The following is a 23,289-nucleotide window of genomic DNA, read 5'->3' as shown; positions in this document are numbered from 1 at the left end:
GGGGGGACGAGGGACGGACGTCGACGACGGAGCACGGGCGAGACCGTGGCTCCGAGAAGCCGCGGGTTCAGTCGCGCGTGGTGATGCCGAACGGTGAGCTCTCGAGGTTCGTGAAGTTCCCCACCGTCGCCCGGACCGTGCACGACGGTGCGACGGACAGGGCGGTCACCACGAGTCCGTCCGACGAGACCGCCAAGGCTCCCGAGCAGCCGTCGGCGAAGCGGACCCCGGACTCACCTCCGGCGACGTCGGTGAGCATCTCCGACGGCCTGCCGGTCGAGGGGCTGCGGTAGAGCGGATTCAGCTCGTCGGCCCCGCTCGGCCACACCGGCACGAGCGTCACGGGGAGCGTGGTCTGGCTGACGGTGCGGTCGGGGGTGCGGACCTCGACGCCCTGCAGTCGCTGGACCGGGTACGAGGTCCCGGTCACGGACGGGTCGGTGACGGCCGTCGTGGTCGCGGTGCCCGCGGCGTCGAGCCACTCCTGCAGCCCGGCCTGGTCGGGGAGGTCGCCGAGGCGCACGGTCGCCTGGACGGTCAGGTCCTCGCCCGCGGGCACCACGACGTCCGAGAGCGTCCACCCGCACCGGACGTCGACACCGGTCAGCGAGGGCTGGTTCCGCGCCCCGGTCACCTCGTCACCGGTCCACGTCACCGCGGGGCAGTCGTCACGCTCGCCGAGCCCGGGGACCACCTCGAGCAACGGCCCGCGGAGCGTCGCGGACTGCGCCGCGTAGGTGATCGACAGCTCGACGGTCCCGCCGTCCGGGTCGACGGTCGCCTTGCGCGTGGTCGACAACCCCGTCGGGAGCGGACGGTCCTGCTGGTACGCGCTCGCGGCCTGGGCGGTCCGGGCAGCGCTCGGGGCCCCGCGTCCGCCGAGCGCGTCCGGCAGCCACACCACGCCGCCGACGACGAGCGCGGCCACGAGGACGACGCCGAGCGCGCCGAGTCCGAGCATGCGGTTCGCGAGCCACTCGGGGCGCTGCCAGCGGCTGCGCGGCGGCGTCTCCGGTTCGCGGGCGGTCGGCAGCGGCTGGCGGGCGAGCGGACGGATGACGGTCTGCGACCCTGCGGGGCCGAGCTCGGGCGCCGGACCGACGTCGACGACGGGTGTGCTGTCCGGTTCGGCGGTCTCCTGCCGGACTCCGCGGACGACCGTCGCGGGGCGCTCGACCTCGGTGAACGAGTCCGGGTCGGACGACGGGCTCAGGGCCGGGGCGTCGGCGACCTGCCGCGCGAGGCGGCGGAGGGCCGCGGCGGCGTCGGCGGCGGCCGGGCGAGCCGACGGGTCCTTCGCGAGCATCGTCGCGAGCGCCGACCACAGCGACTCCGGGACGTCCAGGCGCGGCGGGTCCGACGTCACGTGCCGGTAGGCGACGGCGAAGTCGGTCCCGGGTCCGGCGAAGGGGGTGCGCCCGGCGAGCAGCTCGTAGAGCATCACCCCGGCGCCGTACACGTCGGCCGCGGGGCCGGAGCGCCCCTGGCTGATCGACTCGGGCGCCATGTACTGCGGCGTGCCGAGCAGCCCGGTCGTGGTGCGCTGCCGGTCGGCCATCACCGATGCGATGCCGAAGTCCGACACCCGCACCTCACCGGTCGCCGCGGGGGTCCACGGCGCCGCGAGCAGCACGTTGTCGGGCTTCACGTCGCGGTGGGTGACGTCCTGCGCGTGGGCGGCGGCCAGGGCGTCGAGCGTCTCGGCGGTGATCGTCAGGGCATCGCGCGGCGGCAGCGTTCCGGAGCCGGCGAGCAGGTCGCGCGCGGAGCCACCGCCGACCAGGTCCATGACGATCGCGAGCCGGTCGCCCTCGACGACCAGGTCGCGGACCCGGACGATCGAGGGGTGCTGCAGGCCGAGGAGCACCGTGCGCTCACGGACGAACCGTTCGACGATCGCGGGGTCCGCCGCGAGCTCGGCGCGGAGGAGCTTCGCGGCGACGTGCTCGCCGGTCGCGGTGTGCTCAGCACGCCAGACCTCGCCAGTGGCACCCGTGCCGAGCAGGTCGACGAGCCGGTACGACGCACCGAGCGGTTCGCCGCGGCCGTACTGCGCCCGACCCTGGTCCGTCACGTTGCCCCCGAGTGCCCCTGGCCGACCCCTCGTCGACCTCGCGTCATGTTACCGGCCGGGACCTGCGGCGTACTGCACGTCGATGGCGTGCTGGGTGAAGCCCGAGCGCCGGTAGAGCGCGAGCGCCGGCTCGTTGTCGCCCTCGACGTAGAGCGCCGCCGTGTCGAGACCGCGACCGGCGAGCCGCGCCGACCCCGCGCGCATGAGCACGCCGCCGAGCCCCTGCCCCTGCAGGTCCGGGCGCACGGCGACCGCGTAGAACTCGCCGACGCCGTCCTCGACCTTGAGCCAGCACGAGCCCGCGAGCGCGCCCTCGGCGTCCCGGAGGAGCAGGAGGTCGTCGCCGTCGAACCAGGGCTCGGCCTCGCGGGCCCGGAGGTCGTCGAGGGTCATCCGCCCCTGTTCCGGGTGGTGGGCGAAGGCGGCGGCGTTCAGGGCGAGCCAGGCGTCCTCGTCGTCGGTTTCGCCGGCGCGGAACGTCGACAGCGACATCCCGGCCGGCACGCGGGGGTCCTCGGCTGCACCGGCGACGGGTACCCGGAGCTGCAGGAGGGTGCGGACGGCAGTCCAGCCGTGCCGGTCCGCCAGTGCGCGGGCAGCGGGGTGGTCGCCGTGCGCCCAGGCGAGCCGGGGCCGCGCTGCTCCCGCATCGGCGGCCCCGCCGCCCGGGGCGAGCGCCTGCTCGACGAGGGCCGACCCGATGCCCTGCCCACGGGCCTCCCGGGCGACGACGAGCTCGAGCTCACCCTCGCGCACCACGGCGACACCGCGCTCGTCGCCGAGCACGGTCGCCCGCCCCGCGCGGACGTCGACCAGCGTCTGGTCGGAGAACGGCGGTGCCTCTCCGGCCGCGACGGACGCGGCGGCGAGCATCTCGACGACGGCGAGCACTACTGGCCCGCCAGGCGGTCGGCCTCGTCGTCGTGCACGTTGAAGCGGTAGCCGACGTTGCGGACCGTGCCGATGAGCGACTCGAGGTCGCCGAGCTTGGCGCGGAGGCGCCGCACGTGCACGTCGACCGTGCGGGTGCCGCCGAAGTAGTCGTAGCCCCAGACCTCGCTGAGGAGCTGCTCGCGGGTGAACACGCGCGAGGGGTGCGAGGCGAAGAAGCGCAGGAGTTCGAACTCCTTGAAGGTGAGGTCGAGCGGCCGGCCCCGCACCTTCGCCGAGTAGCTCGCCTCGTCGATGACGACGCCGGACGCCTGGATCTTCGAGCCCGTCGGGTTCTTCGCGGCGCGGCCGGTCGTCAGGCGGATGCGGGCGTCGACCTCGGCCGGGCCCGCGCTCTCGAGCACGACGTCGTCGACGTTCCACTCGCTGTTCACCGCGGTGAGGCCGCCCTCGGTGACGACCAGGATGACCGGCGTCGTCGACCCACTGGTCGCGAGGATCTTGCACAGGGCCTTGGCGCTCACCAGGTCGAGGCGGGCGTCGACGAACATCAGGTCGCTCTGCGGCGCGTTGACCAGCTGCGCGGCCTCGGCGGGGACGTGGCGGATCCGGTGGCTCAGCAGACCGAGACTCGGCAGGACGTCGCCGGGCGCGGCTGAGGTGAGTACCAGGAGCTGGGCCACAGGACCTCCAGAACGAGGGGACGTCGTGGAGCCATCCTAGTGATGCCCGCTCACGCTCCCGCCGACCGGCCGGTCGGTCGGGACGCCGACGGCGGTCGCGCGGCCCTGTCATGATGGACGGCGTGACCGAGCCCGTCCCGCCCCTCGACCAGCGCCGACTGCGGCTGACCTCCGTCCTGCCGGTCTGGGCGCTCGCCGTCGTCGGGGCCGTCCTCGTGCTCGTGCTCACGCAGAAGGACTCGTTCGCGTGGCTCCTGCTGGTGTTCGTGCTCTGCGTGCTCGTGAGCTTCGTGCTGCAGCTCATCACCGCGACGAAGGACGGGCTGGTCGAGCGCATCAGCATCGCGTCCTCCGGGGCGTTCGTGGTCGTGCTCGTCACGGCCGTGGTGCTGCTCGCGCGCTGAGCACGGCAGCGACCCGCGGCCTCCGGCCCTGGCGCCGTCAGGCGTGCCGCGTAGACTCGCCGCATGGATTCGCTGCTTGCGCTCGAGCTGTTCTACGTGGGCCTCCTCGGCCTGGCGTCGCTCGCGATCGCGTTCATCTCGGTCGTCGTCGTCGTGAAGCTGTTCAAGGGTCAGCGTTGATCGAACTGCCGGAGGGCCTGGCGCCCGAGCTCGTCCCGCTGTCCTGGCTCGTCGGTGTCTGGGAGGGCACGGGCGTGGTCGAGTACCCTGTGGGCGACGAGGACGAGCCCCGGAAGTACGAGTTCGGCCAGCGCGTGAGCTTCAGCCACGACGGACTGCCCTACCTCAACTACTCCTCGACGACGTGGCTGCTCGACGACGAGCGCACCCCCCTCGCCGCCGAGATGGGCTACTGGCGCATCGACCGGCCGAACGAGCCCGGCGACCGCGGTCCGGCGATGCTCCTGGGAGACGGACCGACCCCGTTCAGCACGGTGGAGAGCGTCGAGACGCTCCGCAACAACACCGACGGCTTCGACGTCGAGGCCGCGATCATCCACCCGACGGGCGTCAACGAGCTCTACGTGGGCCGCGTCAAGAAGGGTCGCATCGACCTCGCCACCGACGCGGTGATGCGCTCGCCGAACGCCAAGGACTACTCGGCGGCGACCCGCCTGTACGGCCTGGTCGAGGGCAAGCTGTTCTGGGCGTGGGACATCGCCGCGCTCGGGCAGCAGCTCACCTCGCACGCCTCGGGGCAGCTCGCGAAGGTCGACTGATGTCCGTCTTCGCCGGCCGCGACGGGTTCGTCGCGACCGAGGCCGGTCCCGCCGCCCACTTCGGCAACCCCGTCGGTGAGCAGCGGGCGCTCGCCTCCGGCCGCGCGGTCGTCGAGCTCGGCCTCGGTGTCGTCACGGTCAGCGGGCCCGACCGCCTGTCCTGGCTCAACTCGATCACGTCGCAGCTGCTCACCGGGCTCGAGCCCGGCGTCAGCACCGAGACGCTGGTCCTCGACCAGTCCGGCCGCGTCGAGCACGCCGCACGCGTGGTCGACGACGGCGACGTCACGTGGCTCCTCACCGAGGCCGTCGACGCGGTTCCGCTCGCGGCCTGGCTCGACTCGATGCGCTTCATGCTCCGGGTCGAGGTCGCCGATCGCTCGGCCGACCTCGTCACGCTCGGCCGGTTCGACGGTCCGGCAGCGCCCGACGACGCGGCCGCCGAGTGGGTCGACCCGTGGTCGTCGGTGACGCCCGGCGGGTGGGGCTACGCCGCCCTGGAGGCCCACCCCGCCTCCGACTGGACCCTCCGCATCGACGTGGTCACCCCGGACACCGCTGCCGCGATCGCCGCGTCGGACACGCCGGTCGCGGGGCTGCTCGCGTTCGAGGCGCTGCGGATCGCCGCATGGCGCCCCGCGCTGTCCGACGTCGACGAGCGCACCATCCCGCACGAGCTCGACTGGCTCCGCTCCGCCGTGCACCTGTCGAAGGGCTGCTACCGCGGGCAGGAGACCGTCGCCAAGGTGCACAACCTCGGCCACCCGCCCCGCCGCGTCGTGATGCTCCACCTGGACGGGTCGGACGGCGTGCTGCCCGCGCCCGGCACCCCGGTCGAGCTGGACGGCAAGGACGTCGGGCGTCTCACCGCGTCGGCGCTCCACCACGAGCTCGGGCCGATCGGGCTCGCGGTCGTGAAGCGGTCGCTCGACCCCGCTGCGACCCTGACCCTGAGCGTCGACCACGTCGTGGTCACCGCCGCGCAGGAGACGATCGTCCCGCCGGAGGCCGGAGCCACGGCGAACGTCCCGCGGCTGCCGCGGCTCGGGGCGGTCCGCCGCTCGTAGCCGTGCTCACGCGGGGGCGACGGCCGACCAGGGGACGCTGAGCTCGCCGAGGCGCCAGCGCGTCACCCCGTGCAGCACCGGCCACCCCCGGTCGCGCATGCCCTGCACCGTCGCGATCCACCGCTGACGAGGACCGTACGTGCCGAGGGGTGCGGCGACCGCCCACGCGCGGTCGAGGTCGAGCAGGAACGCGTGCACCCGTTCCCCGGGGACGTTCCGGTGGATCAACGCCTTCGGCAGCCGTTCCGCCACGATGCTCGGCAGCTCGAGGTCGGCGACGCGCAGGGAGACCGTGAACGTGTGCGGCTCGTGGTCGTCGAGGGTCACCCAGGACGCCACGCGGCCGACCTCGTTGCAGGTGCCCTCCACGAGTGCCCCGCCCGGCTGCAGGCGGTCCTGCATGATCCGCCACGAGTCGACCACGGCCGACTCGTCGTACTGCCGCAGGACGTTGAACGCGCGGATGACGACGGGCCGCCGGCCGCCCGGGGTCGGCGTCTCGAACCCGCCGAGGCGGAAGGTCACACCGTCGCGGGTGCCCGCGTTCGCCAGCGCCACGCGCGACGGCTCGATCTCGATGCCGGTGACCTCGACGTCGGGACGGACCCGGGCCAGACGGTCGCGGAGCTCCAGGGTCGTCGTCGGCCGGGCGCCGTACCCGACGTCGGCGACGAGCGGGTCGTCGGTGCGGCGGAGGGCGGGGAGCGCGGCGATCCACCGGTCGACGCGGCGGAGCCGGTTGTACCCGGTGGTCCCGCGCGTGACGTTCCCGATGGGCATGGCTCCCAGGGTACGGGTACCCGGAACGGTGGCGCGGCGCTCGGTAGACTCGGCCGCATGACCTCCACGCTCGTCCTGCTCCGTCACGGCAACAGTGACTGGAACCAGAAGAACCTGTTCACCGGTTGGGTCGACGTCCGGCTCAGCGAGCTGGGCGAGAAGGAGGCGAAGCGCGCCGGCGAGCTCATCGCCGAGTCGGGCATCGTGCCGGACGTCCTCTACACGTCGCTCCTGACCCGCGCGATCCAGACCGCCGACATCGCCCTGCTCGAGGCCGACCTGGCCTGGCTGCCGGTCAAGCGCGACTGGCGCCTCAACGAGCGCCACTACGGCGACCTGCAGGGCAAGGACAAGGCCCAGACGCTCGAGCAGTACGGCGAGCAGCAGTTCATGGAGTGGCGTCGCTCGTTCGACGTGCCGCCGCCCCCCATCGCCGACGACGCCGAGTGGTCGCAGGCCGGGGACCGCCGCTACGCCGACCTCGGCGACCAGCTGCCCCGTACCGAGTCGCTGAAGCTCGTCATCGACCGCCTCCTGCCGTACTGGGAGTCGGACATCACGAAGGACCTGGGCGCTGGCAAGACCGTCCTCGTCACGGCGCACGGCAACTCGCTCCGCGCGCTCGTGAAGCACCTCGACGGCATCTCGGACGACGACATCGCGGGCCTGAACATCCCGACGGGCATCCCGCTCGTGTACGAGCTCGACGACGACTTCCGTCCGACGAAGCCCTCGTACTACCTCGACCCCGAGGCCGCCGCCGCCGGTGCCGCGGCCGTGGCCGCCCAGGGCGCCAAGAAGTAGCACCAGCACGACGACGAACGCCCCGCCGGTCACCGGCGGGGCGTTCGTGTGCCGGGGGTGTCCGGACCGCGGGCTCCGGGCAGGGGGCAGCGGGGGCCGCGGTCCACGCCGCCGCGCCCCACGACCACTCTGCGAAAGCGACAGTCGTCCGGCGTCCGATCCGCGAGGACTGTCGCTTTCGCAGACCACTCGCGCTCTCGCGCCCCGGCGCCCCGGCTCCGGACGAGCTCAGACGAAGTGGTCGGCGATCTCCTGCACGAGCGCCCCGACGTCGTAGGGCCGTGCGGTGTCGACCCGCACGACGGGGACGCCGGGCAGCCCGACCGGTGCTGCAGCGTCCCCGTGCTCGTCCCAGAACGCCAGCACGTCCGCCAGGTCCCCGTGCACCTCGTGCCGGACGGGCAGCGTACCGGGCTCGTACCGGTCGCGCAGCCGGTCCGCGGCGGTGACCCGGTCGACCTGGCAGAACACCTCGACGGCGCGGGGCGACCCGGCGGAGGTGAGTCCGGCCTCCAGGCGGTCGCGGTCACGGGACGGCAGCCAGACGGCGTCGAGGACGACCCCGTTCTCGACGGCCCGCGCCATCGACCACATCGTGTCCATCGCGATGCCACCGAGCTCGCGCGAGCCGATCATCGGGCCGACCACGTCGGCCAGCGGTTCCTTGATGCGGTCCTTCGACAGGAAGGGGCAGCCGAGCACCTCGGCCAGGGCGGCGCCCACCGTGCTCTTGCCCGAACCGGGCATCCCGTTGACGACGATCGCGACCTGAGCCATGCCACGATCCTCCCGTCCCCGGCACCCCTTCGCAAAACGTGACGAGGGCGGTTGCCCGCAGCGGTACAGCGCTGCGAGCAACCGCCCAGGTCGCGTCCCGCGGAGGTCAGGCGGGGGAGGTCGTCACCGAGGACGCACCGGCCCAGTCACCCGTCGCCAGGTACTCGACCTTCTTGGCGATCGACACCGCGTGGTCGGCGAAGCGCTCGTGGTAGCGGGAAGCCAGGGTCGCGTCGACGGTGTCGATCGGGTTGCCCTTCCAGGTCTCACCGAGCACGAAGTCGAACACGCTCGCGTGGAGCTCGTCGACGGCGTCGTCCTCGTCGCGGATCTCGGCGGCCAGGGCGATGTCCTCGGAGGCGAGCAGGCGCGTGAGCTTCTGGGCCATCTGCACGTCGTGCGCGCCCATCTGCTTGAACGTGCCGCGCAGGCCCTTCGGCACGACCTTCTCGGGGAAGCGCTGCCGGGCGAGCTGGGCGATGTGCTCGGCCATGTCGCCCATGCGCTCGAGCGAGGAGCTGACGCGCAGGGCGGTCACGACGACGCGGAGGTCACGGGCGACCGGCGCCTGGCGGGCGAGGATGTCGATCGCGATCTCGTCGAGGCTGTTCGCGGCGGCGTCGATCTTGGCGTCGTCGGCGATCACCTCCTCGGCGAGGGCGACGTCGGACTCGCTGAACGCCTGGGTCGCACGGGTGATCGCGGACTCGACGAGCCCGGCGATCTCGGTCAGACGCTCCTGGACGTCCTGGAGCTCCTGCTGGAAGACTTCGCGCATGGGGGATGTGCCTCTCTGATGCGTACCGGACGAGTGTCGTCAGCCCAGGTGAACGAACGGTGACCTGGGGCTGAACACCTCGCGATCCGGACCCGGAAACCCGCCTCGGTGGGGTGAACGGCGTCGGAACCCCGCGTGACGATCCCTACACTGGCGGCATGGACAACGCGTGGCTCGTGCCACTGTCGATGCTCCTCGGCGGGGTCTTCGGCGCGGGGGTCGTGGTGCTGGTCATCACGGCGGAGCGCACGGCCCGGGCGGCCGACGTCGCGGAACGGACGCTGCCCGACGGTGTCGCCGCGGTCATCGCGACGATGCACAACCCGGCCGTGGTGGTCGACCCGTCGAACACGGTCGTCGCCGCCTCGCCGCAGGCGCTCACCGTCGGACTGGTCGTGCGCCGGAAGCTCGTGCACGACGAGCTCGTCGAGCTGGTCGACCGGGTGCGGAAGAGCGGCGAGATGGCATCGGACGACCTCGAACTGCCCCGGGGACGCAGCGGCGAGCTGGTGGGCTACCTGAGCTTCCGCGCGGCACAGCTCGGCAACCGGTACGTGCTCGTCACGGCCGACGACCTCACCGAGAGCCGACGCATCGACGAGGTCCGGCGCGACTTCGTGGCGAACATCTCGCACGAGCTGAAGACCCCCATCGGGGCGATCGGCCTGCTCGCCGAGACCCTCGTGCTCGCGGCGGACGACCCCGAGCACGTGAAGCGGTTCGCGACGCAGCTCATCACCGAGTCCGAACGGCTCGGCGCCCTGACGAAGGACATCATCGAGCTGTCCCGGCTGCAGTCGGTCGACACCCTCGAGAACAGCGAGGAGACCTCGGTCGACAAGATCGTGCAGGCGGCCGTCGACGCGAACGAGGTCGTCGCCCGCGCCCGCGAGATCGAGATCGTCCGGGCGAAGCGGTCCAAGCTGCGGGTCATGGGCGACCCGGGGCTGCTGCAGGTCGCGGTGTCGAACCTCATCGCGAACGCCGTCAAGTACTCCCCGGACCACACCCGCGTCGGCGTCGGCGTCCGGTCCACCAAGGGCTTCGTCGAGATCGCGGTGACCGACCAGGGCGTCGGCATCCCCGAGGCCGATCTCGACCGCGTGTTCGAGCGGTTCTACCGCGTCGACCCCGCACGCTCGCGTGCGACCGGCGGCACCGGCCTCGGGCTCGCGATCGTCAAGCACGTCGTCGGCAACCACGGCGGCGACGTGCGCGTCTGGTCCCAGCCCGGCAAGGGCTCGACCTTCACGATCCGTCTCCCGGAGGCGGATCCCGAACTCACCACCGCACTCGAAGAGCAACTGGAAGAGCAGCCATCGTGACCAAGATCCTCATCGTCGACGACGAGCCGGCCCTGAGCGAGCCCCTGGAGTTCCTCCTGCAGCGCGAGGGGTACGAGACCTCCGTCGCCGCGGACGGCGTGACCGCGCTGTCGAAGTTCGACGCCGAGAACCCCGACCTGATCCTGCTCGACCTCATGCTGCCGGGCCTCAGCGGCACCGAGGTGTGCCGGCAGGTCCGCACCCGGTCCAACGTGCCGATCATCATGCTCACCGCGAAGGACTCCGAGGTGGACATCGTCGTCGGGCTCGAGCTCGGGGCGGACGACTACGTCACGAAGCCGTACTCGACCAGGGAGCTCCTGGCCCGGCTGCGTGCCGTGCTGCGCCGCCGCACCGAGGAGGACCCCGGCGACAGCGGCATCCTGCAGGTCGGCGGGATCCGGATGGACGTCGAGCGCCACACGGTGTCGGTGGACGGCTCCGAGACGCCGATGCCGCTCAAGGAGTTCGAGCTGCTCGAGCTGCTCCTCCGCAACGCCGGCCGCGTGCTGACGCGCGGGCAGCTCATCGACCGGGTCTGGGGCTCCGACTACTTCGGCGACACCAAGACGCTCGACGTGCACATCAAGCGCATCCGGTCGAAGATCGAGCGCGTCCCGAGCACACCGGAGATCTTGGTCACGGTGCGCGGTCTGGGCTACCGGATCGAGGGCTGATCCCGCCAGCCGTCGTCGTCGGCGCCGACCGTCGGCGCCGACCGGCGGCGCCGACCGGTGGCGCTGGCCGGCGATGCTGGTCGGCAACGCACCGGAGGCCCGGTGCCGGTTCCGAGAACCGGCACCGGGCCTCCGGTGCGTTGCGTCCGTCCGTCGCGCCGGTCCGGCGCGCGGGATCAGTTCGTGCCGCTGTCGCCCTCGGACGAGTCGGTCTGCGAGTCGCCCGACTGCGTGCCCGGGGCGGTCGCGTCGCCGGTGGGCTGCGAGCCGCTCTCCGACGGCGAGGTCGCGGTGCTCGACGGGGTCGGCGTCGGCGCGAGCGTCTGGTACTCCTCCAGCGCGCTGGTCAGCACCGGGACGCTGGCCGAGACGCCCTCGGCGCCGGAGTACGAGAAGTAGACCTTGACCAGCGAGCCGGGGGTGGCGTCGGCCTGGTCGAAGAGGACCTCGCGCCCGGTGGCGACCTCGGAGCCCTGCTGCGACGTGCCCTGCTGGCTGCTGTCGTCGCTGGTCGGGTCGGTGGGGTTCGCCAGGTCGAGGCGGCTGTTGGCCGGCACCTCGACGGTCTGCGTGTCGCCGCCGACCTCGATGGACAGCGTGACGTCCTGGTCGGACGAGGTGTTCACGAGGGTCCCGAGGAAGCGGGCCGCGTCGCCGTCGTCCGAGATGAGCAGCGCGTTCCGGATGTCCACCGAGCCGGTCGTCACGTTCACGCCGTCGGTGATCTGCTTGATCTCCTTGGTGTGGGCGGGCGACATGAACTCGCAGCCGGTGGCGCCGAGCGCGATGGATGCCGCAACGGCGACGGACACGAGTACCCGAGCTCGCAAGAGATTCCTCCGGAAGATCACGATGTGGACCGGACGGTCCGACCCCATCCTAGCGAGCACCGCGGTGGTGGCGTGCCCAGGCCCCCTTACCCGAACAGCCCTTGTGGTAAACTGGGGGTCCTGGGAACGGAGCCTGATACATGCAATTCGAGGTCGGCGAGACCGTCGTCTACCCCCACCACGGGGCGGCAACCATCTCTGAAGTCAAGACGCGCGTCATCAAGGGCGAGGAAAAGGTCTACCTGAAGCTGCGTGTCACGCAGGGTGACCTGACGATCGAGGTGCCGGCGGACAACGTCGACCTGGTCGGCGTCCGTGACGTCATCGGCAAGGAAGGCCTCGACAAGGTCTTCGAGGTCCTGCGGGCACCCTTCACCGAGGAACCCACCAACTGGTCGCGCCGGTACAAGGCGAACCTGGAGAAGCTGGCGTCGGGCGACGTCATCAAGGTGTCCGAGGTCGTCCGCGACCTCTGGCGTCGCGACCAGGACCGCGGGCTCTCCGCGGGTGAGAAGCGGATGCTGGCCAAGGCCCGGCAGATCCTGATCTCCGAACTCGCGCTGGCCGAGAAGACCGACGAGGACAAGGCGTCGACCGTCCTCGACGAGGTCCTCGCCTCCTAGCGCGAACCGCAGCTGGACCACACGACGACGACCGCCCTGCTCCCCGATCGGGTGAGCAGGGCGGTCGTCGTCGTCGCGGCGGGTTCCGGCACCCGGCTCGGCATCGGGGACGCCAAGGCGTTCGTCCCGGTCGCCGGCGAGCTGATGCTCACCCGCGCGGTCCGGACGGTGTTCACCCTCGCGGAGCCGACCGCCGTCGTGGTCGTCGCACCCGCCGCCCGGCTGGACGAGTGTCGCGCGCTCGTGACCGCGGTCGCCGGCCCGGCGGCAAACCTCACCGTCGTCGTCGCGGGTGGCGCGGACCGGCACGCCTCGGTGCAGGCGGGCCTCGCCGCGCTCCCGGACGGTGTCGAGTGGGTGGGCGTGCACGACGCGGCCCGCTGCCTGACGCCGGCAGCGCAGTTCGACGCGGTGTTCGCCCGTGCGCGGGCGACCGGCGACGGCGTCGTGCCGGCACTGCCCGTCACCGACACGGTCAAGCGGGTCGAGGGGGACGTCGTGGTCGAGACCGTGGACCGCTCCGCGCTCGTCGGGGTGCAGACCCCGCAGGTCTTCCCGCTGGACGCCCTGCGGCGGGCGTACGCGGTCGCCGAGCGCTCGGAGACCGACGACGCCGGCGTCTTCCACGCCGCGGGCGGCATGGTCCGGACGGTGCCGGGCGACGCGGACGCGTTCAAGATCACCACGAGGTGGGACCTCGCGCGTGCCGAGGCGCTCGTGGCCTCCCGTGCCGGATCAGCGGCGCCGACCCCGGTGGTGCGCGTGGGCCTCGGCGTCGACGTGCACGCCTTCGACGCGGCGTCGCCGTGCCGGGTGGGCCTGCTCGACTTCCCGGGCGAGCCCGGTCTGTCCGGGCACAGCGACGGTGACGCCGTGGCCCACGCGGTCTGCGACGCCCTGCTGTCCGCGGGCGGCCTCGGTGACATCGGCGGGCGCTTCGGGACGTCCGACCCGCGGTACGCCGGAGCCGCCGGCGACGTCTTCGTCCGCGGGGCCGTCGAACTCCTGCGGCAGGCCGGACTCGTCCCGACCTCGGTCACGGTGCAGGTGATCGGGAACCGCCCGCGCATCGGCGCCCGGCGCGACGAGATGCAGGCGGCCCTGGGCGCGGTCGTCGGCGCTCCCGTCGCGGTGTCCGGCACCACCACGGACGGCCTCGGCATGACCGGGCGCGGTGAGGGGCTCGCCGCGATCGCGACGGCCGTCGTCCGACCGGCCTGACGTCCTAGGCTTGGGGCGTGACCGTTCGCCTGTACGACTCCCGCGCCGCAGCCGTCGTCGACCTCGTCCCCCTGGTCGACGGACAGGTGAGCATGTACGTGTGCGGGCCGACGGTGCAGTCGTCGCCGCACATCGGGCACCTGCGCTCCGCCCTGGTCTACGACATCTGGCGGCGCTGGCTGACGTACCGCGGGTACCGGGTGACCCTCGTGCGGAACGTCACCGACATCGACGACAAGGTGCTCGACCTCGCGGCGGGCACCGACGAGCAGTGGTTCGCCCGGGCGTACCGCGTCGAGCGCGAGTTCACCGCCGCGTACGACGCGCTCGGCATCCTCGCGCCGACGTACGAGCCCCGCGCGACGGCGAGCGTGCCGCAGATGCACGAGATCATCGAGCGGCTGATCGAGCGCGGCCACGCCTACGCGGCGGCCGACGGCTCGGGCGACGTCTACTTCGACACCGGCAGCTGGGAGCCGTACGGCGCCCTGACCCGGCAGCGCCGCGAGGACATGGTCGAGGCGGCCGACGCCGACCCACGGGGCAAGCGCGACCCCCGGGACTTCGCGCTCTGGAAGGGCGCGAAGCCGGGCGAGCCGACGACGGCCACGTGGGACTCCCCGTGGGGTCCCGGGCGCCCGGGGTGGCACATCGAGTGCTCGGCGATGTCGCGGCGGTACCTCGGCCCGGCCTTCGACATCCACGGCGGCGGACTCGACCTGCGCTTCCCGCACCACGAGAACGAGCTCGCGCAGTCGACCGCGGCCGGTGACGCGTTCGCGTCGTACTGGCTGCACAACGGGCTCGTCACGGTCGAGGGGCAGAAGATGTCGAAGTCGCTCGGCAACTCGATCTTCGCCGCCGACTTCCTCGGCTCGGCCCGTCCGGCGGTCGTCCGGTACTTCCTCGGTGCCGCACACTACCGGTCGTCGATCGACCACCACGACGGTTCGTTGACCGAGGCCGAGGCGGCGTACGACCGCATCGAGGGCTTCCTCGCACGGGCCGGAGGGCGACTCGAGGGCGTCGTCCTGCGCGACGCCCCGTCCGTGCCCGAGGCCTTCGCGGCGGCGATGGACGACGACCTCGCGGTGCCCCAGGCCCTCGCCGTGCTGCACGAGACGGTGCGCGCCGGGAACGCCGCGCTCGACGCCGACGATGCGGAAGCGCTCGGGACCGCGTACCATCAGGTGGCCGCGATGGTCGAGGTCCTCGGCATCGACCCGCGAGCGGCCCACTGGTCCGGTGGTGCGCAGGACGTCTCGGCCGCACCGCTCGCCGCGCTCGTCGACCGCCTCGTGCAGGAGCGCGCCGACGCCCGTGCGGCACGCGACTTCGCCACGGCGGACCGGGTGCGGGACGACCTCGCATCCGCGGGGATCACCATCGAGGACACCGCAGCAGGAACACGCTGGAGCATCGCCTGACAACGGCCGTGCCGGACAGGAGAGAGCAATGAAGAACGTCTCGGGGAGCAAGAAGGGTCGGCCCGGCGCCGTCCGCTCCGGCCGCAAGGGCAACAAGCAGGTCGGCTCCGGCGGTCAGGGCGCGCAGGCGCTCGAGGGTCGCAAGCCCACGCCGAAGGCCGAGGACCGCCCGTACCACCCCGCCGGCAAGCGCAAGGCGGCGAAGGAGCGGCTCGACGCCGCCCGCGGTCGCCACGGTGCCTCGAGCTCGCCGCAGCAGCGGTCGAGCCGACCGCCCCAGCGGAAGACCGACGACTCGGAGCTCGTGACCGGGCGCAACTCGGTGCTCGAGGCGCTCCGCACGAAGACCCCGTCGACGACGCTCTACGTCGCCGCACGCATCGAGGTCGACGACCGCGTCAAGGAGATCCTGGCGCTGGCGAACCACCGCGGCGTGCCGATCATGGAGATCATGCGGCCGGAGCTCGACCGCATCACGGGGCACGACAGCGTGCACCAGGGCGTCGCGCTCAAGGTGCCGGCGTACGAGTACGCCGTCGCCGAGGACATCGCCGAGCGGGCGTTCTCCCGCGACCAGGTGCCGCTCATGGTGGCACTCGACGGCATCACCGACCCGCGGAACCTCGGAGCGATCATCCGCTCGACCGCGGCCTTCGGTGGGCACGGCGTCATCGTGCCGCAGCGCCGCTCGGTGGGTGTGACCGCGTCGGCGTGGAAGACGAGCGCCGGTGCCGCTGCCCGGACGCCCGTCGCGATGGCACCGAACCTGACGCAGACCCTCAAGTCGCTGAAGTCCATGGGGCTGTTCGTGCTCGGCCTCGACGGGGACGGGGACGTCGAGCTCGACGCCCTCGAGCTCGCCGACCGTCCGATCGTGATCGTCGTCGGTTCCGAGGGGAAGGGCCTGTCGCGCCTGGTGACCGAGACCTGCGACGCGATCGTCTCGATCCCGATCTCGAGCGCGACCGAGTCCCTCAACGCCGGCATCGCCGCGAGCGTCACCCTGTGGGAGGTCGCCCGGCGCCGTCGCGCCGAGTAGCGGGGGCGCTGCGCGCGCCCGCTCGACCACCTGGAGGCCCGGTGCCGGTCCGTGAGACCGGCACCGGGCCTCCAGTCCGTCCGGCGGCCGCCCCGTGAGCGGGCAGGGCGCGCCGCGTGACCGACGCCGAGCGGGCGGAACCCGTCGTCCAGCGAGGCCGAGCGTGACGGATCTCGCCCGCTCGCCCAGGCACGGGCGCGGGCGACGGGACGGTCAGACCGAGGCGCGCCAGTCCTCGACGTCGTCCTCGTCCGCCTCATCGCCGTCGACCACCGGGATCGGCAGCGTCATCGACGACGTCGGCGGGTCGATGAGGAGGCGCTCGTCACGGCGGTGGCGGAGCACGTCGTTGATGTAGGCGGTCGTGGCCTCGGGCAGCGAGACGGAGCGCTCCTCCTCCTGGGACATGTACCAGCGGTGCTCGAGCAGCTCGTGGAAGACCTCTGCCGGCTCGAGGCGCCCACGCAGGTCGCGGGGGATCGAGCGGACGACGGGCTCGAAGACCCGCGACACCCACTCGTGCGCCACCATCTCCTCGTCGAGCTGGTCCCGCCCGTTGCGCGCCCGGTACGCGTCGAGGTCGTTGAGGAGCCGCCGGGCCTGGTTCTCGCCGGCGTCGAGCCCGGTCAGGCGCAGCAGCCGACGCTGGTGGTGACCGGCGTCGACGACCTTCGGTTGGATCCGCACCTGCGAACCGCCCTCGGTCGTGTGGATCGAGAGCTCCTCGATGTCGAACCCGAGCGCGTTGAGCCGCTCGACGCGGTCGTTGATGCGCCAGCGCTCCTTCACGTCGAACTGCTCGGTGCCGGTGAGTTCCTTCCAGAGCGTCCGGTACTGCGCGACGATCCGGTTCGACACGTCGACGGGGTCGGCGTTCTCGTCGAGGCGACCGCCCGCCTCGAGGTCCAGCAGCTCGCCCGCGATGTTCACCCGGGCGACCTCGAGGTCGTTCTCACGCTGCCCGTTCGACAGGCCGCCCGGGTAGAGCTTGCCGGTCTCGGCGTCGACGAGGTACGCAGCGAAGGCGCCCGCGTCGCGACGGAACAGCGTGTTCGACAGCGACACGTCTCCCCAGTAGAAGCCGATGACGTGCAGACGGACGAGCAGCAGCGCCAGGGCGTCGACGAGACGCGTGGCGGTGTCCGGGCGGAGCGTCTGCGAGTAGAGCGCGCGGTACGGCAGCGAGAACCGCAGGTGCCGGGTCACGAGCACCGGGTGGAGCGGCTCGCCGTCCGCGTCGACGCGGTTCGTGATGACGGCGACCGGGTCGACGCAGGGCACGTCCATGCGCTGCAGCGTGCGGAGCATCTCGTACTCGCTCCGCGCGACCTCCTCGCCGGTCTCCTTCACCGCGGCGACGTACCCGCTCAGGTGCACGAAGCGCACCAGGTGTCGCGAGATGCCCTTCGGCAGCGCGACGATGACGTCGTCCGGCCAGTCCTCGAGCGGCAGGTCCCATGGGAGGTCGAGCAGCCCCGGGTCGACGGTCGCGGCGGTGATGGAGAGGGAGTCGGGCACGGTTGGTTCCTGTCGGTGCGGTGGCCGGTGTCGGTGCGGCGGTCTGACAGACGGGAGGCGCGGTGCCAGCTGGCACCGCGCCTCCTGTCCGACTGTTCCGTCGTTACGCGCTGACGACGGCCTTGTCGTCGAGGCGCTCGCCCGACTCGGTGTCGAACGCGTGCACGTGGCCCTGCTTCGGTGCGATGACGATCGTGTCACCGATCGACGGGTGCGAACGGCCGTCGACACGGGCGACGATGTCGGCGCGCTGGCCGTTCACGTCGGCGTGACCGTACAGGTAGCCGTCGGCGCCGAGCTCCTCGACGACGTCGACCGTGACCGGCAGGCCCTCGCCCGAGGTCGAGACGATGACGTCCTCAGGGCGGATGCCGACCGTGATCGAGCCGGAGCGGGCGTTCGACAGGGTGTCGCGGTCGAGCGGGTGGTTCAGCGTGCCGAACTTGATCCCGCCCTCGACGACGTCCGCCGGCAGGAGGTTCATGGCAGGCGAGCCGATGAAGCCGGCGACGAACACGTTGTTCGGCTTCTCGTACAGGTCGCGCGGGGTGCCGACCTGCTGCAGGATGCCGTCCTTGAGCACCGCGATGCGGTCGCCCATGGTGAGCGCCTCGGTCTGGTCGTGCGTGACGTAGACCGTGGTGACGCCGAGGCGGCGCTGCAGCGAGGCGATCTGGGTGCGGGTCTGGACGCGGAGCTTGGCGTCGAGGTTCGACAGCGGCTCGTCCATGAGGAACACCTGCGGCTGACGGACGATCGCACGGCCCATCGCGACGCGCTGACGCTGACCACCGGAGAGCGCCTTCGGCTTTCGGCCGAGGTACTGCTCGAGGTCGAGGAGCTTCGCGGCCTCCTGCACGCGGGTGGCGCGCTCCTCCTTGCCGACACCGGCGATCTTGAGCGCGAAGCCCATGTTCTCGGCGACGGTCATGTGCGGGTAGAGCGCGTAGTTCTGGAACACCATCGCGATGTCGCGGTCCTTCGGCGGGACGTCGGTGACGTCACGCTCGCCGATGCGGATCGCACCCGAGTTGACCTCTTCGAGGCCGGCGAGCATGCGCAGGGAGGTGGACTTGCCGCAGCCCGAGGGGCCGACGAGGACGAGGAACTCGCCGTCGGCGATGTCCAGGTCGAGGGAGTCGACCGCGGGGCGGGTGCCTCCGGGGTAGAGACGGGTTGCCTTGTCGTAGGTGACGGACGCCATGAGCGTTCGGTCCTTCCTTCACCGGCAGGTACGTGCCGGACGATCCGTAGTGAAGCGGTTGCCCGTGGGGGCCCCGGATGGTCGCCGTCGACCATCGCTGCTCATACAACACGACTTCGCCGTCCGGCGCCAGTGCCCGGGGGACCTGGTTGGCTGGTCCCAGGAAGGACCACTACGATCGGCGGGTCCGTCCGGCGTCCGGGGGAGCCCGAGCGGACGGCAGGCAACTACGTGAGGACCATCGACGCATGACCAACCTCCCCGAGGGTGACGCCCGCGCCGCGCGGAACGAACGACGAGAGGCCGCACGCCAGCGGGCCCAACGTGCACGGGCCCAGCAGAAGCGTCGGCAGCGCGGGACGCGCCTGGGCCTGCAGATCGGTCTCGGTGTCGTGCTCCTGGCGGCCGTCGCGGTCGTGACGCTCGTGCTCGTCGACTCGGTGAAGCCCGCCGGTCCCGGCCCCGCCACGATGTCGCAGGGCGGCATCACCATCGGGCAGGACCTGAAGGCCGTCGACCCCTCGGGAACCCCGTCGCCGAGTGCGACCGACGGTTCCGGCGCGGTGCGCATCACGATGTACGTGGACTACCTCTGCGACACCTGCGCGCAGTTCGAGGAGGCCAACGGTGACTACATCGCCAGCCTGGTCGACTCCGGTGCCGCGACCGTCGACGTGCACCCGGTCGCCGTCCTGACGAACCGCTCGCAGGGCACCAAGTACTCGCTGCGCGCCGCGAACGCCGCCGCGTGCGTCGCCGACCGCTCGCCGGACCGGTTCTGGGCCGTGAACCAGGCGCTCTTCGCCCGGCAGCCGGAGCAGGGCACGTCCGGGCTCACCGACGCGCAGCTCCAGCAGCTCGTGACGGGCGTCGACGGCGTGCAGGACCGGTCGGCGATCCGCGACTGCATCGAGGACCAGACCTACGCCAAGTGGGTGGACGAGCAGACCACCGCGGTGACGGACGGGGACATCCCCGGATCGTCGCTGAGCGAGTTCCCCGGGCCGCCCCTCGTCCTGGTGAACGGCAAGCAGTACGAGCTGACCTCGCCGATCACGAACGACGACTTCCGCACGTTCGTGCTCTCGGCCGCCGGCACGACGGGCGCGACGCCGACGCCGACCCCGTCGTCGACGCGCTCGCCGAGCAGCACGCCGTCCGCGAGCGCGACGGACGACTGACCCGCGCGGTCACTCGGCCGCCGATGCACGGGAGGCTCCCCACCAGACCGGTGGGGAGCCTCCCGTGCATCGGGCCGTCGGTCAGAGCGACGAACCGGGCACGCTGAACGTGTCGCACGCGGTCGCGCCGCGCTCGTAGCCGCGGGTGAACCAGGCCTGCCGCTGCGCGCTCGACCCGTGCGTGAACGAGTCCGGGTCCACGCGCCCCGTCGCCCGCTCCTGGATGCTGTCGTCGCCGACGGCGCTCGCGGCGGACAGGGCGTCGGCGATCTGCGACCGGGTGACGGGCTCGAAGAACGTCTCGCCGTTCGCGTCCTCGGTCGTGGCGGCCGACCCGACCCAGGCGCCCGCGTAGCAGTCGGCCTGCAGCTCGACGCGGACACTGCCCGACGACGCGCCCGTCCCCGAGCGGTCGGTGTCCGCGAAGGTGCCCTGGAGCTGCTGCACGTGGTGGCCCCACTCGTGCGCGACGACGTACATCTGCGCGAGCGGACCGCCCGACGAGCCGTACTGCGACTGCAGGTCGTCGTAGAACGCGGTGTCGAGGAAGATCGAGCGGTCCGGCGGGCAGTAGAACGGGCCGGTCGCCGCCGAGGCCTGGCCGCAGCCGGTCCCGGTCGACCCGTCGAAGAGCACGAAGCCGGGTGTCGTGTACGAGATGCCGAGCGTGCGGGCCTCGTCGGTCCAGTAGTCGTCGAGCGACTCGGCGGCCCCCTCCATGCGGCACTCGACCCGCTGGTTCGCGTCGCGGCCGGTCCGGCACTCCTGGGCCGGCTGCACCGTCTCGTCCTGCTGCTGGATCTGGGTGGTGCCGCTGCCGTCACCGACGACACCGCTCAGGTCGAACCCGGTGAACTGCGCGATGAGGAACACCACGATCGCCGCGACGCCGACACCGCCGCCCCCGATCGCCGCGGTCCGCCCGCGGCGCTGCACCTTCCCGCCGCTGAGCTGCGAGTCCTCGTTGAACGTCATGCCGCAGACCGTACCCGGAGGCGCCCCGGGTAGCGTCGAGCCCATCGGCGAACGCCGACACCTGTCGTCCAACCGGAAGGAAGCAGCACATGGTCACTCCGATCAGCACCGTGATGAGCCCCGCTCGCTACGTGCAGGGCAAGGACGCGATCACCCGCGTCGGCGAGTTCGTCGCACCGATCGGGAAGCGCCCGCTGCTCGTCGCCGACGACGTGGTGTGGGGGATCGTCGAGGACGCCGTCCGCACGAGCTTCGACGCCGCCGGGCTCCCCGTCGAGCGGGTCGGCTTCGGACGCTTCGCGACCCCGCAGGCGATCGACGACCTCACCGCGACGATCCGCGAGACGGAGTCCGACGTGGTCGTCGGCCTCGGCGGCGGTTCGGCGATCGACGCCGCGAAGGCCGCCGGACACCTCGCCGGCGTGCGCTGGGCGAGCGTGCCGACCGCGGCGTCGACGGATGCGCCGACCTCGGCGCTCGCCGTCGTGTACTCCGAGGAGGGCGAGTTCATCGAGTACCGCTTCTTCCCGCACAACCCCGACCTCGTGCTCATCGACACGAAGCTCGTCGCGAACGCCCCCGTGCAGTTCCTCGTCGCGGGCATCGGCGACGCGCTCGCCACCTGGGTCGAGGCCCGTGCCGCGAAGCGCGCGAACGCCGACACCATGGCCGGCGGGCTCCAGACCGAGACCGGTGTCGCGCTCGCCGAGTTGTCGTGGCGCCTGCTGCACGACAACGCGCTGCAGGCGATCGAGTCCGTCAAGGCGAAGGTGGTCACGCCCGCGCTCGAGAAGGTCGTCGAGGCGAACACCCTGCTCTCCGGGCTCGGCTTCGAGTCCGGTGGCCTCGCCGCAGCGCACGCGATCCACAACGGACTGACCGCGGCACCGCAGGCGCACGGTCTCGCCCACGGGCAGAAGGTCAACGTCGGGACGATCGCACAGCTCGTGCTCGAGGGGGCGCCCGCCGAGGAGATCGAGGACTTCGTCGTCTTCACCACGAAGGTCGGGCTGCCGAACACCCTGACCGAGATCGGCCTCACCGTCGACGACCGCGACGTGCTGCAGGCCGTCGCCGAGGCCGCCACCGTGGAGAGCGAGACCATCCACAACATGCCGTTCCCCGTGACCGCCGAGGCCGTGGTCGACGCGCTCGTCGCGATCGAGGGCGTCTCGCGCAGCATCCGGGCCGCGCACGGCCTGCCGGAGCCGGAACCGTACCGCGCCCACTGAGCCCGCGCCGACTGAGTGCGGCCGGAGGGGGTGCGAGCAGCATGGCGGCATGGCCGACCTCGACGAACAGCACCCCCTCTTCCTCCTCGCGATGGACCAGCGGTCCTCGCTCCTGGAGCACACCTACGGCGACGCCTCCGGCGAGCCCGCGGACGAGGCCGACGCCGAGCGCGTCCGGGCCGGCAAGCATCTCGTGTACCGCGGGCTCCTGACGGCGCTCGCCGCAGGGGCGTCCCGTGAGCGCACCGGCGTCCTCGTCGACGAGCGCTACGGCGCCGACGTCGCCCGGCTCGTCCGCGAGGCCGGGCTGCAGCTCGCGATGCCGATCGAGCGCTCAGGTCGCGAGTGGTTCGAGCTCGAGTACGGCGACGACTGGCTCACGCACGTCGACGCGTTCGACCCCGACTTCGTGAAGGTCCTGGTCCGCGACAACCCCGCGTTCGACGCCGGTGACCGGCAGTCGCAGGCCGAGCGGCTGGCCGCGGTCTCCCGCGCCCTGCACGACGCGGACCGGGCGTTCCTCGTCGAGCTCCTGGTGCCGGGGACCGACGAGCAGCAGGCGCAGGCCGACGACTACGACCGCGACGTCCGGCCCGGCCTCGTCGTCGAGACGATCGGGTACCTGCAGGAGCACGGTGTCGAGCCGGACGTGTGGAAGCTCGAGGGCCTCGACCGCACCGAGGACGCCGAGCGCGTCGTCGCCGCGGCGCGGGCCGGAGGTCGTGACCGCGTGCAGTGCATCGTGCTCGGCCGCGACGCCCCCGAGGAGCAGCTCGACCACTGGCTGCGCGTGGCCGCACCCGTCGACGGCTTCGTCGGGTTCGCCATCGGACGGAGCAACTGGGAGGACGCCCTCGACGACGTGGTGCAGCGGGGGCTCGACCACGAGGCGGCCGAGCAGGTGATCGCCGCGAACTACCGGCACTTCGTGGACACCTGGCTCGAGGCGCGCCCCGACGTCGTGCACGGGGTGGACGCCGGGGCGGCCTGACACCAGCGG

At 72.3% G+C, this 23,289-nt stretch carries 23 protein-coding genes; 13 read left to right on the top strand and 10 right to left on the bottom strand.

Features of this window, described 5'->3' with window-relative positions; translation table 11 throughout:
* Nucleotides 1–67 precede the first annotated feature (67 nt).
* The 3 genes from DEJ22_RS13905 to DEJ22_RS13895 are packed head-to-tail and all read right to left on the bottom strand — an operon-like array spanning nt 68 to nt 3,648.
* Nucleotides 68–2,074 carry a serine/threonine-protein kinase gene (locus DEJ22_RS13905; protein ID WP_111228260.1) on the bottom strand — a complete coding sequence of 669 codons (2,007 nt, stop codon included), beginning with the start codon at nt 2,072–2,074 and terminating at the stop codon, nt 68–70.
* A 48-nt stretch (nt 2,075–2,122) separates the two neighbouring features.
* Nucleotides 2,123–2,965 carry a mycothiol synthase gene (mshD, locus tag DEJ22_RS13900; protein WP_258379727.1) on the bottom strand — a complete coding sequence of 281 codons (843 nt, stop codon included), beginning with the start codon at nt 2,963–2,965 and terminating at the stop codon, nt 2,123–2,125.
* Nucleotides 2,965–3,648 carry a response regulator transcription factor gene (locus DEJ22_RS13895; protein WP_111228261.1) on the bottom strand — a complete coding sequence of 228 codons (684 nt, stop codon included), beginning with the start codon at nt 3,646–3,648 and terminating at the stop codon, nt 2,965–2,967. The genes mshD and DEJ22_RS13895 overlap by 1 nt, the downstream gene beginning before the upstream one ends.
* Nucleotides 3,649–3,770: 122 nt before the next feature.
* Here DEJ22_RS13895 and DEJ22_RS13890 point away from each other — a divergent pair, with 122 nt between their 5' ends.
* The 3 genes from DEJ22_RS13890 to ygfZ all read left to right on the top strand — a co-directional run bounded on the left by DEJ22_RS13890 (nt 3,771) and on the right by ygfZ (nt 5,898).
* On the top strand, nt 3,771–4,052 hold the full coding sequence (locus DEJ22_RS13890) for a hypothetical protein (RefSeq protein WP_146241818.1): 282 nt from the start codon (nt 3,771–3,773) through the stop codon (nt 4,050–4,052).
* A gap of 176 nt (nt 4,053–4,228) precedes the next feature.
* Nucleotides 4,229–4,831: a heme-binding beta-barrel domain-containing protein gene (locus DEJ22_RS13885; protein ID WP_111228263.1), complete on the top strand. Its 603-nt coding sequence runs from the start codon at nt 4,229–4,231 to the stop codon at nt 4,829–4,831.
* Nucleotides 4,831–5,898: a CAF17-like 4Fe-4S cluster assembly/insertion protein YgfZ gene (gene ygfZ, locus DEJ22_RS13880; RefSeq protein WP_111228264.1), complete on the top strand. Its 1,068-nt coding sequence runs from the start codon at nt 4,831–4,833 to the stop codon at nt 5,896–5,898. Before DEJ22_RS13885 ends, ygfZ begins: the two co-directional genes overlap by 1 nt.
* Nucleotides 5,899–5,904: 6 nt before the next feature.
* Here ygfZ and DEJ22_RS13875 read toward each other — a convergent pair whose 3' ends face one another.
* Nucleotides 5,905–6,678, bottom strand: a complete 774-nt coding sequence (locus DEJ22_RS13875) for a class I SAM-dependent methyltransferase (protein WP_181430977.1) — start codon at nt 6,676–6,678, stop codon at nt 5,905–5,907.
* 57 nt (nt 6,679–6,735) lie between these two features.
* On the opposite strand from DEJ22_RS13875, the gene DEJ22_RS13870 reads away from it, so the two are divergent.
* A complete protein-coding gene (locus DEJ22_RS13870) occupies nt 6,736–7,482 on the top strand; it encodes a phosphoglyceromutase (RefSeq protein ID WP_111228265.1) in 747 nt (248 codons plus the stop codon).
* 228 nt (nt 7,483–7,710) lie between these two features.
* Here DEJ22_RS13870 and DEJ22_RS13865 read toward each other — a convergent pair whose 3' ends face one another.
* Entirely contained in the window at nt 7,711–8,259 is a 549-nt protein-coding gene (locus DEJ22_RS13865) for a P-loop nucleotide/nucleoside kinase family protein (RefSeq protein ID WP_111228266.1), read from the bottom strand.
* A gap of 106 nt (nt 8,260–8,365) precedes the next feature.
* Nucleotides 8,366–9,037: a phosphate signaling complex protein PhoU gene (gene phoU / locus DEJ22_RS13860; RefSeq protein ID WP_111228267.1), complete on the bottom strand. Its 672-nt coding sequence runs from the start codon at nt 9,035–9,037 to the stop codon at nt 8,366–8,368.
* Between the two features lie 158 nt (nt 9,038–9,195).
* On the opposite strand from phoU, the gene DEJ22_RS13855 reads away from it, so the two are divergent.
* Together DEJ22_RS13855 and DEJ22_RS13850 are read left to right on the top strand one after the other, a co-directional pair.
* A complete protein-coding gene (locus tag DEJ22_RS13855) occupies nt 9,196–10,362 on the top strand; it encodes a sensor histidine kinase (RefSeq protein ID WP_111228268.1) in 1,167 nt (388 codons plus the stop codon).
* Nucleotides 10,359–11,039 (top strand): response regulator, encoded by a 681-nt coding sequence (locus tag DEJ22_RS13850; RefSeq protein WP_111228269.1) that lies wholly within the window; start codon nt 10,359–10,361, stop codon nt 11,037–11,039. The genes DEJ22_RS13855 and DEJ22_RS13850 overlap by 4 nt, the downstream gene beginning before the upstream one ends.
* A gap of 176 nt (nt 11,040–11,215) precedes the next feature.
* On the opposite strand, the gene DEJ22_RS13845 is transcribed toward DEJ22_RS13850, so the two are convergent.
* Nucleotides 11,216–11,851, bottom strand: a complete 636-nt coding sequence (locus DEJ22_RS13845; RefSeq protein WP_111228270.1) for a hypothetical protein — start codon at nt 11,849–11,851, stop codon at nt 11,216–11,218.
* A 158-nt stretch (nt 11,852–12,009) separates the two neighbouring features.
* Here DEJ22_RS13845 and DEJ22_RS13840 point away from each other — a divergent pair, with 158 nt between their 5' ends.
* The 4 genes from DEJ22_RS13840 to rlmB are packed head-to-tail and all read left to right on the top strand — an operon-like array spanning nt 12,010 to nt 16,179.
* Complete coding sequence (locus DEJ22_RS13840) at nt 12,010–12,492, top strand: CarD family transcriptional regulator (RefSeq protein WP_017888066.1); 483 nt, start codon at nt 12,010–12,012, stop codon at nt 12,490–12,492.
* Between the two features lie 51 nt (nt 12,493–12,543).
* Nucleotides 12,544–13,713, top strand: coding sequence for a 2-C-methyl-D-erythritol 4-phosphate cytidylyltransferase (gene ispD, locus DEJ22_RS13835; RefSeq protein WP_111228271.1), 1,170 nt, complete (start codon nt 12,544–12,546; stop codon nt 13,711–13,713).
* 17 nt (nt 13,714–13,730) lie between these two features.
* Nucleotides 13,731–15,140 (top strand): cysteine--tRNA ligase, encoded by a 1,410-nt coding sequence (gene cysS / locus DEJ22_RS13830; RefSeq protein WP_111228272.1) that lies wholly within the window; start codon nt 13,731–13,733, stop codon nt 15,138–15,140.
* Between the two features lie 28 nt (nt 15,141–15,168).
* Entirely contained in the window at nt 15,169–16,179 is a 1,011-nt protein-coding gene (rlmB, locus tag DEJ22_RS13825; protein WP_111228273.1) for a 23S rRNA (guanosine(2251)-2'-O)-methyltransferase RlmB, read from the top strand.
* Between the two features lie 213 nt (nt 16,180–16,392).
* On the opposite strand, the gene DEJ22_RS13820 is transcribed toward rlmB, so the two are convergent.
* Together DEJ22_RS13820 and DEJ22_RS13815 are read right to left on the bottom strand one after the other, a co-directional pair.
* A complete protein-coding gene (locus DEJ22_RS13820) occupies nt 16,393–17,697 on the bottom strand; it encodes a DUF4032 domain-containing protein (RefSeq protein WP_111228274.1) in 1,305 nt (434 codons plus the stop codon).
* Between the two features lie 103 nt (nt 17,698–17,800).
* The gene (locus tag DEJ22_RS13815; protein ID WP_111228275.1) at nt 17,801–18,901 is read right to left on the bottom strand and encodes an ABC transporter ATP-binding protein; all 1,101 of its coding nucleotides are present in this window, start codon (nt 18,899–18,901) and stop codon (nt 17,801–17,803) included.
* A 248-nt stretch (nt 18,902–19,149) separates the two neighbouring features.
* Here DEJ22_RS13815 and DEJ22_RS13810 point away from each other — a divergent pair, with 248 nt between their 5' ends.
* The gene (locus DEJ22_RS13810) at nt 19,150–20,082 is read left to right on the top strand and encodes a DsbA family protein (protein WP_181430978.1); all 933 of its coding nucleotides are present in this window, start codon (nt 19,150–19,152) and stop codon (nt 20,080–20,082) included.
* Nucleotides 20,083–20,163: 81 nt separating this feature from the next.
* Here DEJ22_RS13810 and ypfJ read toward each other — a convergent pair whose 3' ends face one another.
* Nucleotides 20,164–21,057, bottom strand: a complete 894-nt coding sequence (gene ypfJ, locus DEJ22_RS13805; protein WP_111228277.1) for a KPN_02809 family neutral zinc metallopeptidase — start codon at nt 21,055–21,057, stop codon at nt 20,164–20,166.
* Between the two features lie 89 nt (nt 21,058–21,146).
* Here ypfJ and DEJ22_RS13800 point away from each other — a divergent pair, with 89 nt between their 5' ends.
* Together DEJ22_RS13800 and DEJ22_RS13795 are read left to right on the top strand one after the other, a co-directional pair.
* Nucleotides 21,147–22,289 (top strand): glycerol dehydrogenase, encoded by a 1,143-nt coding sequence (locus DEJ22_RS13800; RefSeq protein WP_111228278.1) that lies wholly within the window; start codon nt 21,147–21,149, stop codon nt 22,287–22,289.
* A gap of 49 nt (nt 22,290–22,338) precedes the next feature.
* Nucleotides 22,339–23,280, top strand: a complete 942-nt coding sequence (locus DEJ22_RS13795; RefSeq protein WP_111228279.1) for a 2-deoxy-5-keto-D-gluconate 6-phosphate aldolase domain-containing protein — start codon at nt 22,339–22,341, stop codon at nt 23,278–23,280.
* The last annotated feature ends 9 nt before the right edge of the window (nt 23,281–23,289 follow it).

Origin of the sequence: Curtobacterium sp. MCSS17_007 (assembly GCF_003234175.2) — a bacterium.
GTDB lineage: Bacteria > Actinomycetota > Actinomycetes > Actinomycetales > Microbacteriaceae > Curtobacterium.
This window is presented reverse-complemented; position numbering and strand designations above follow the sequence as displayed.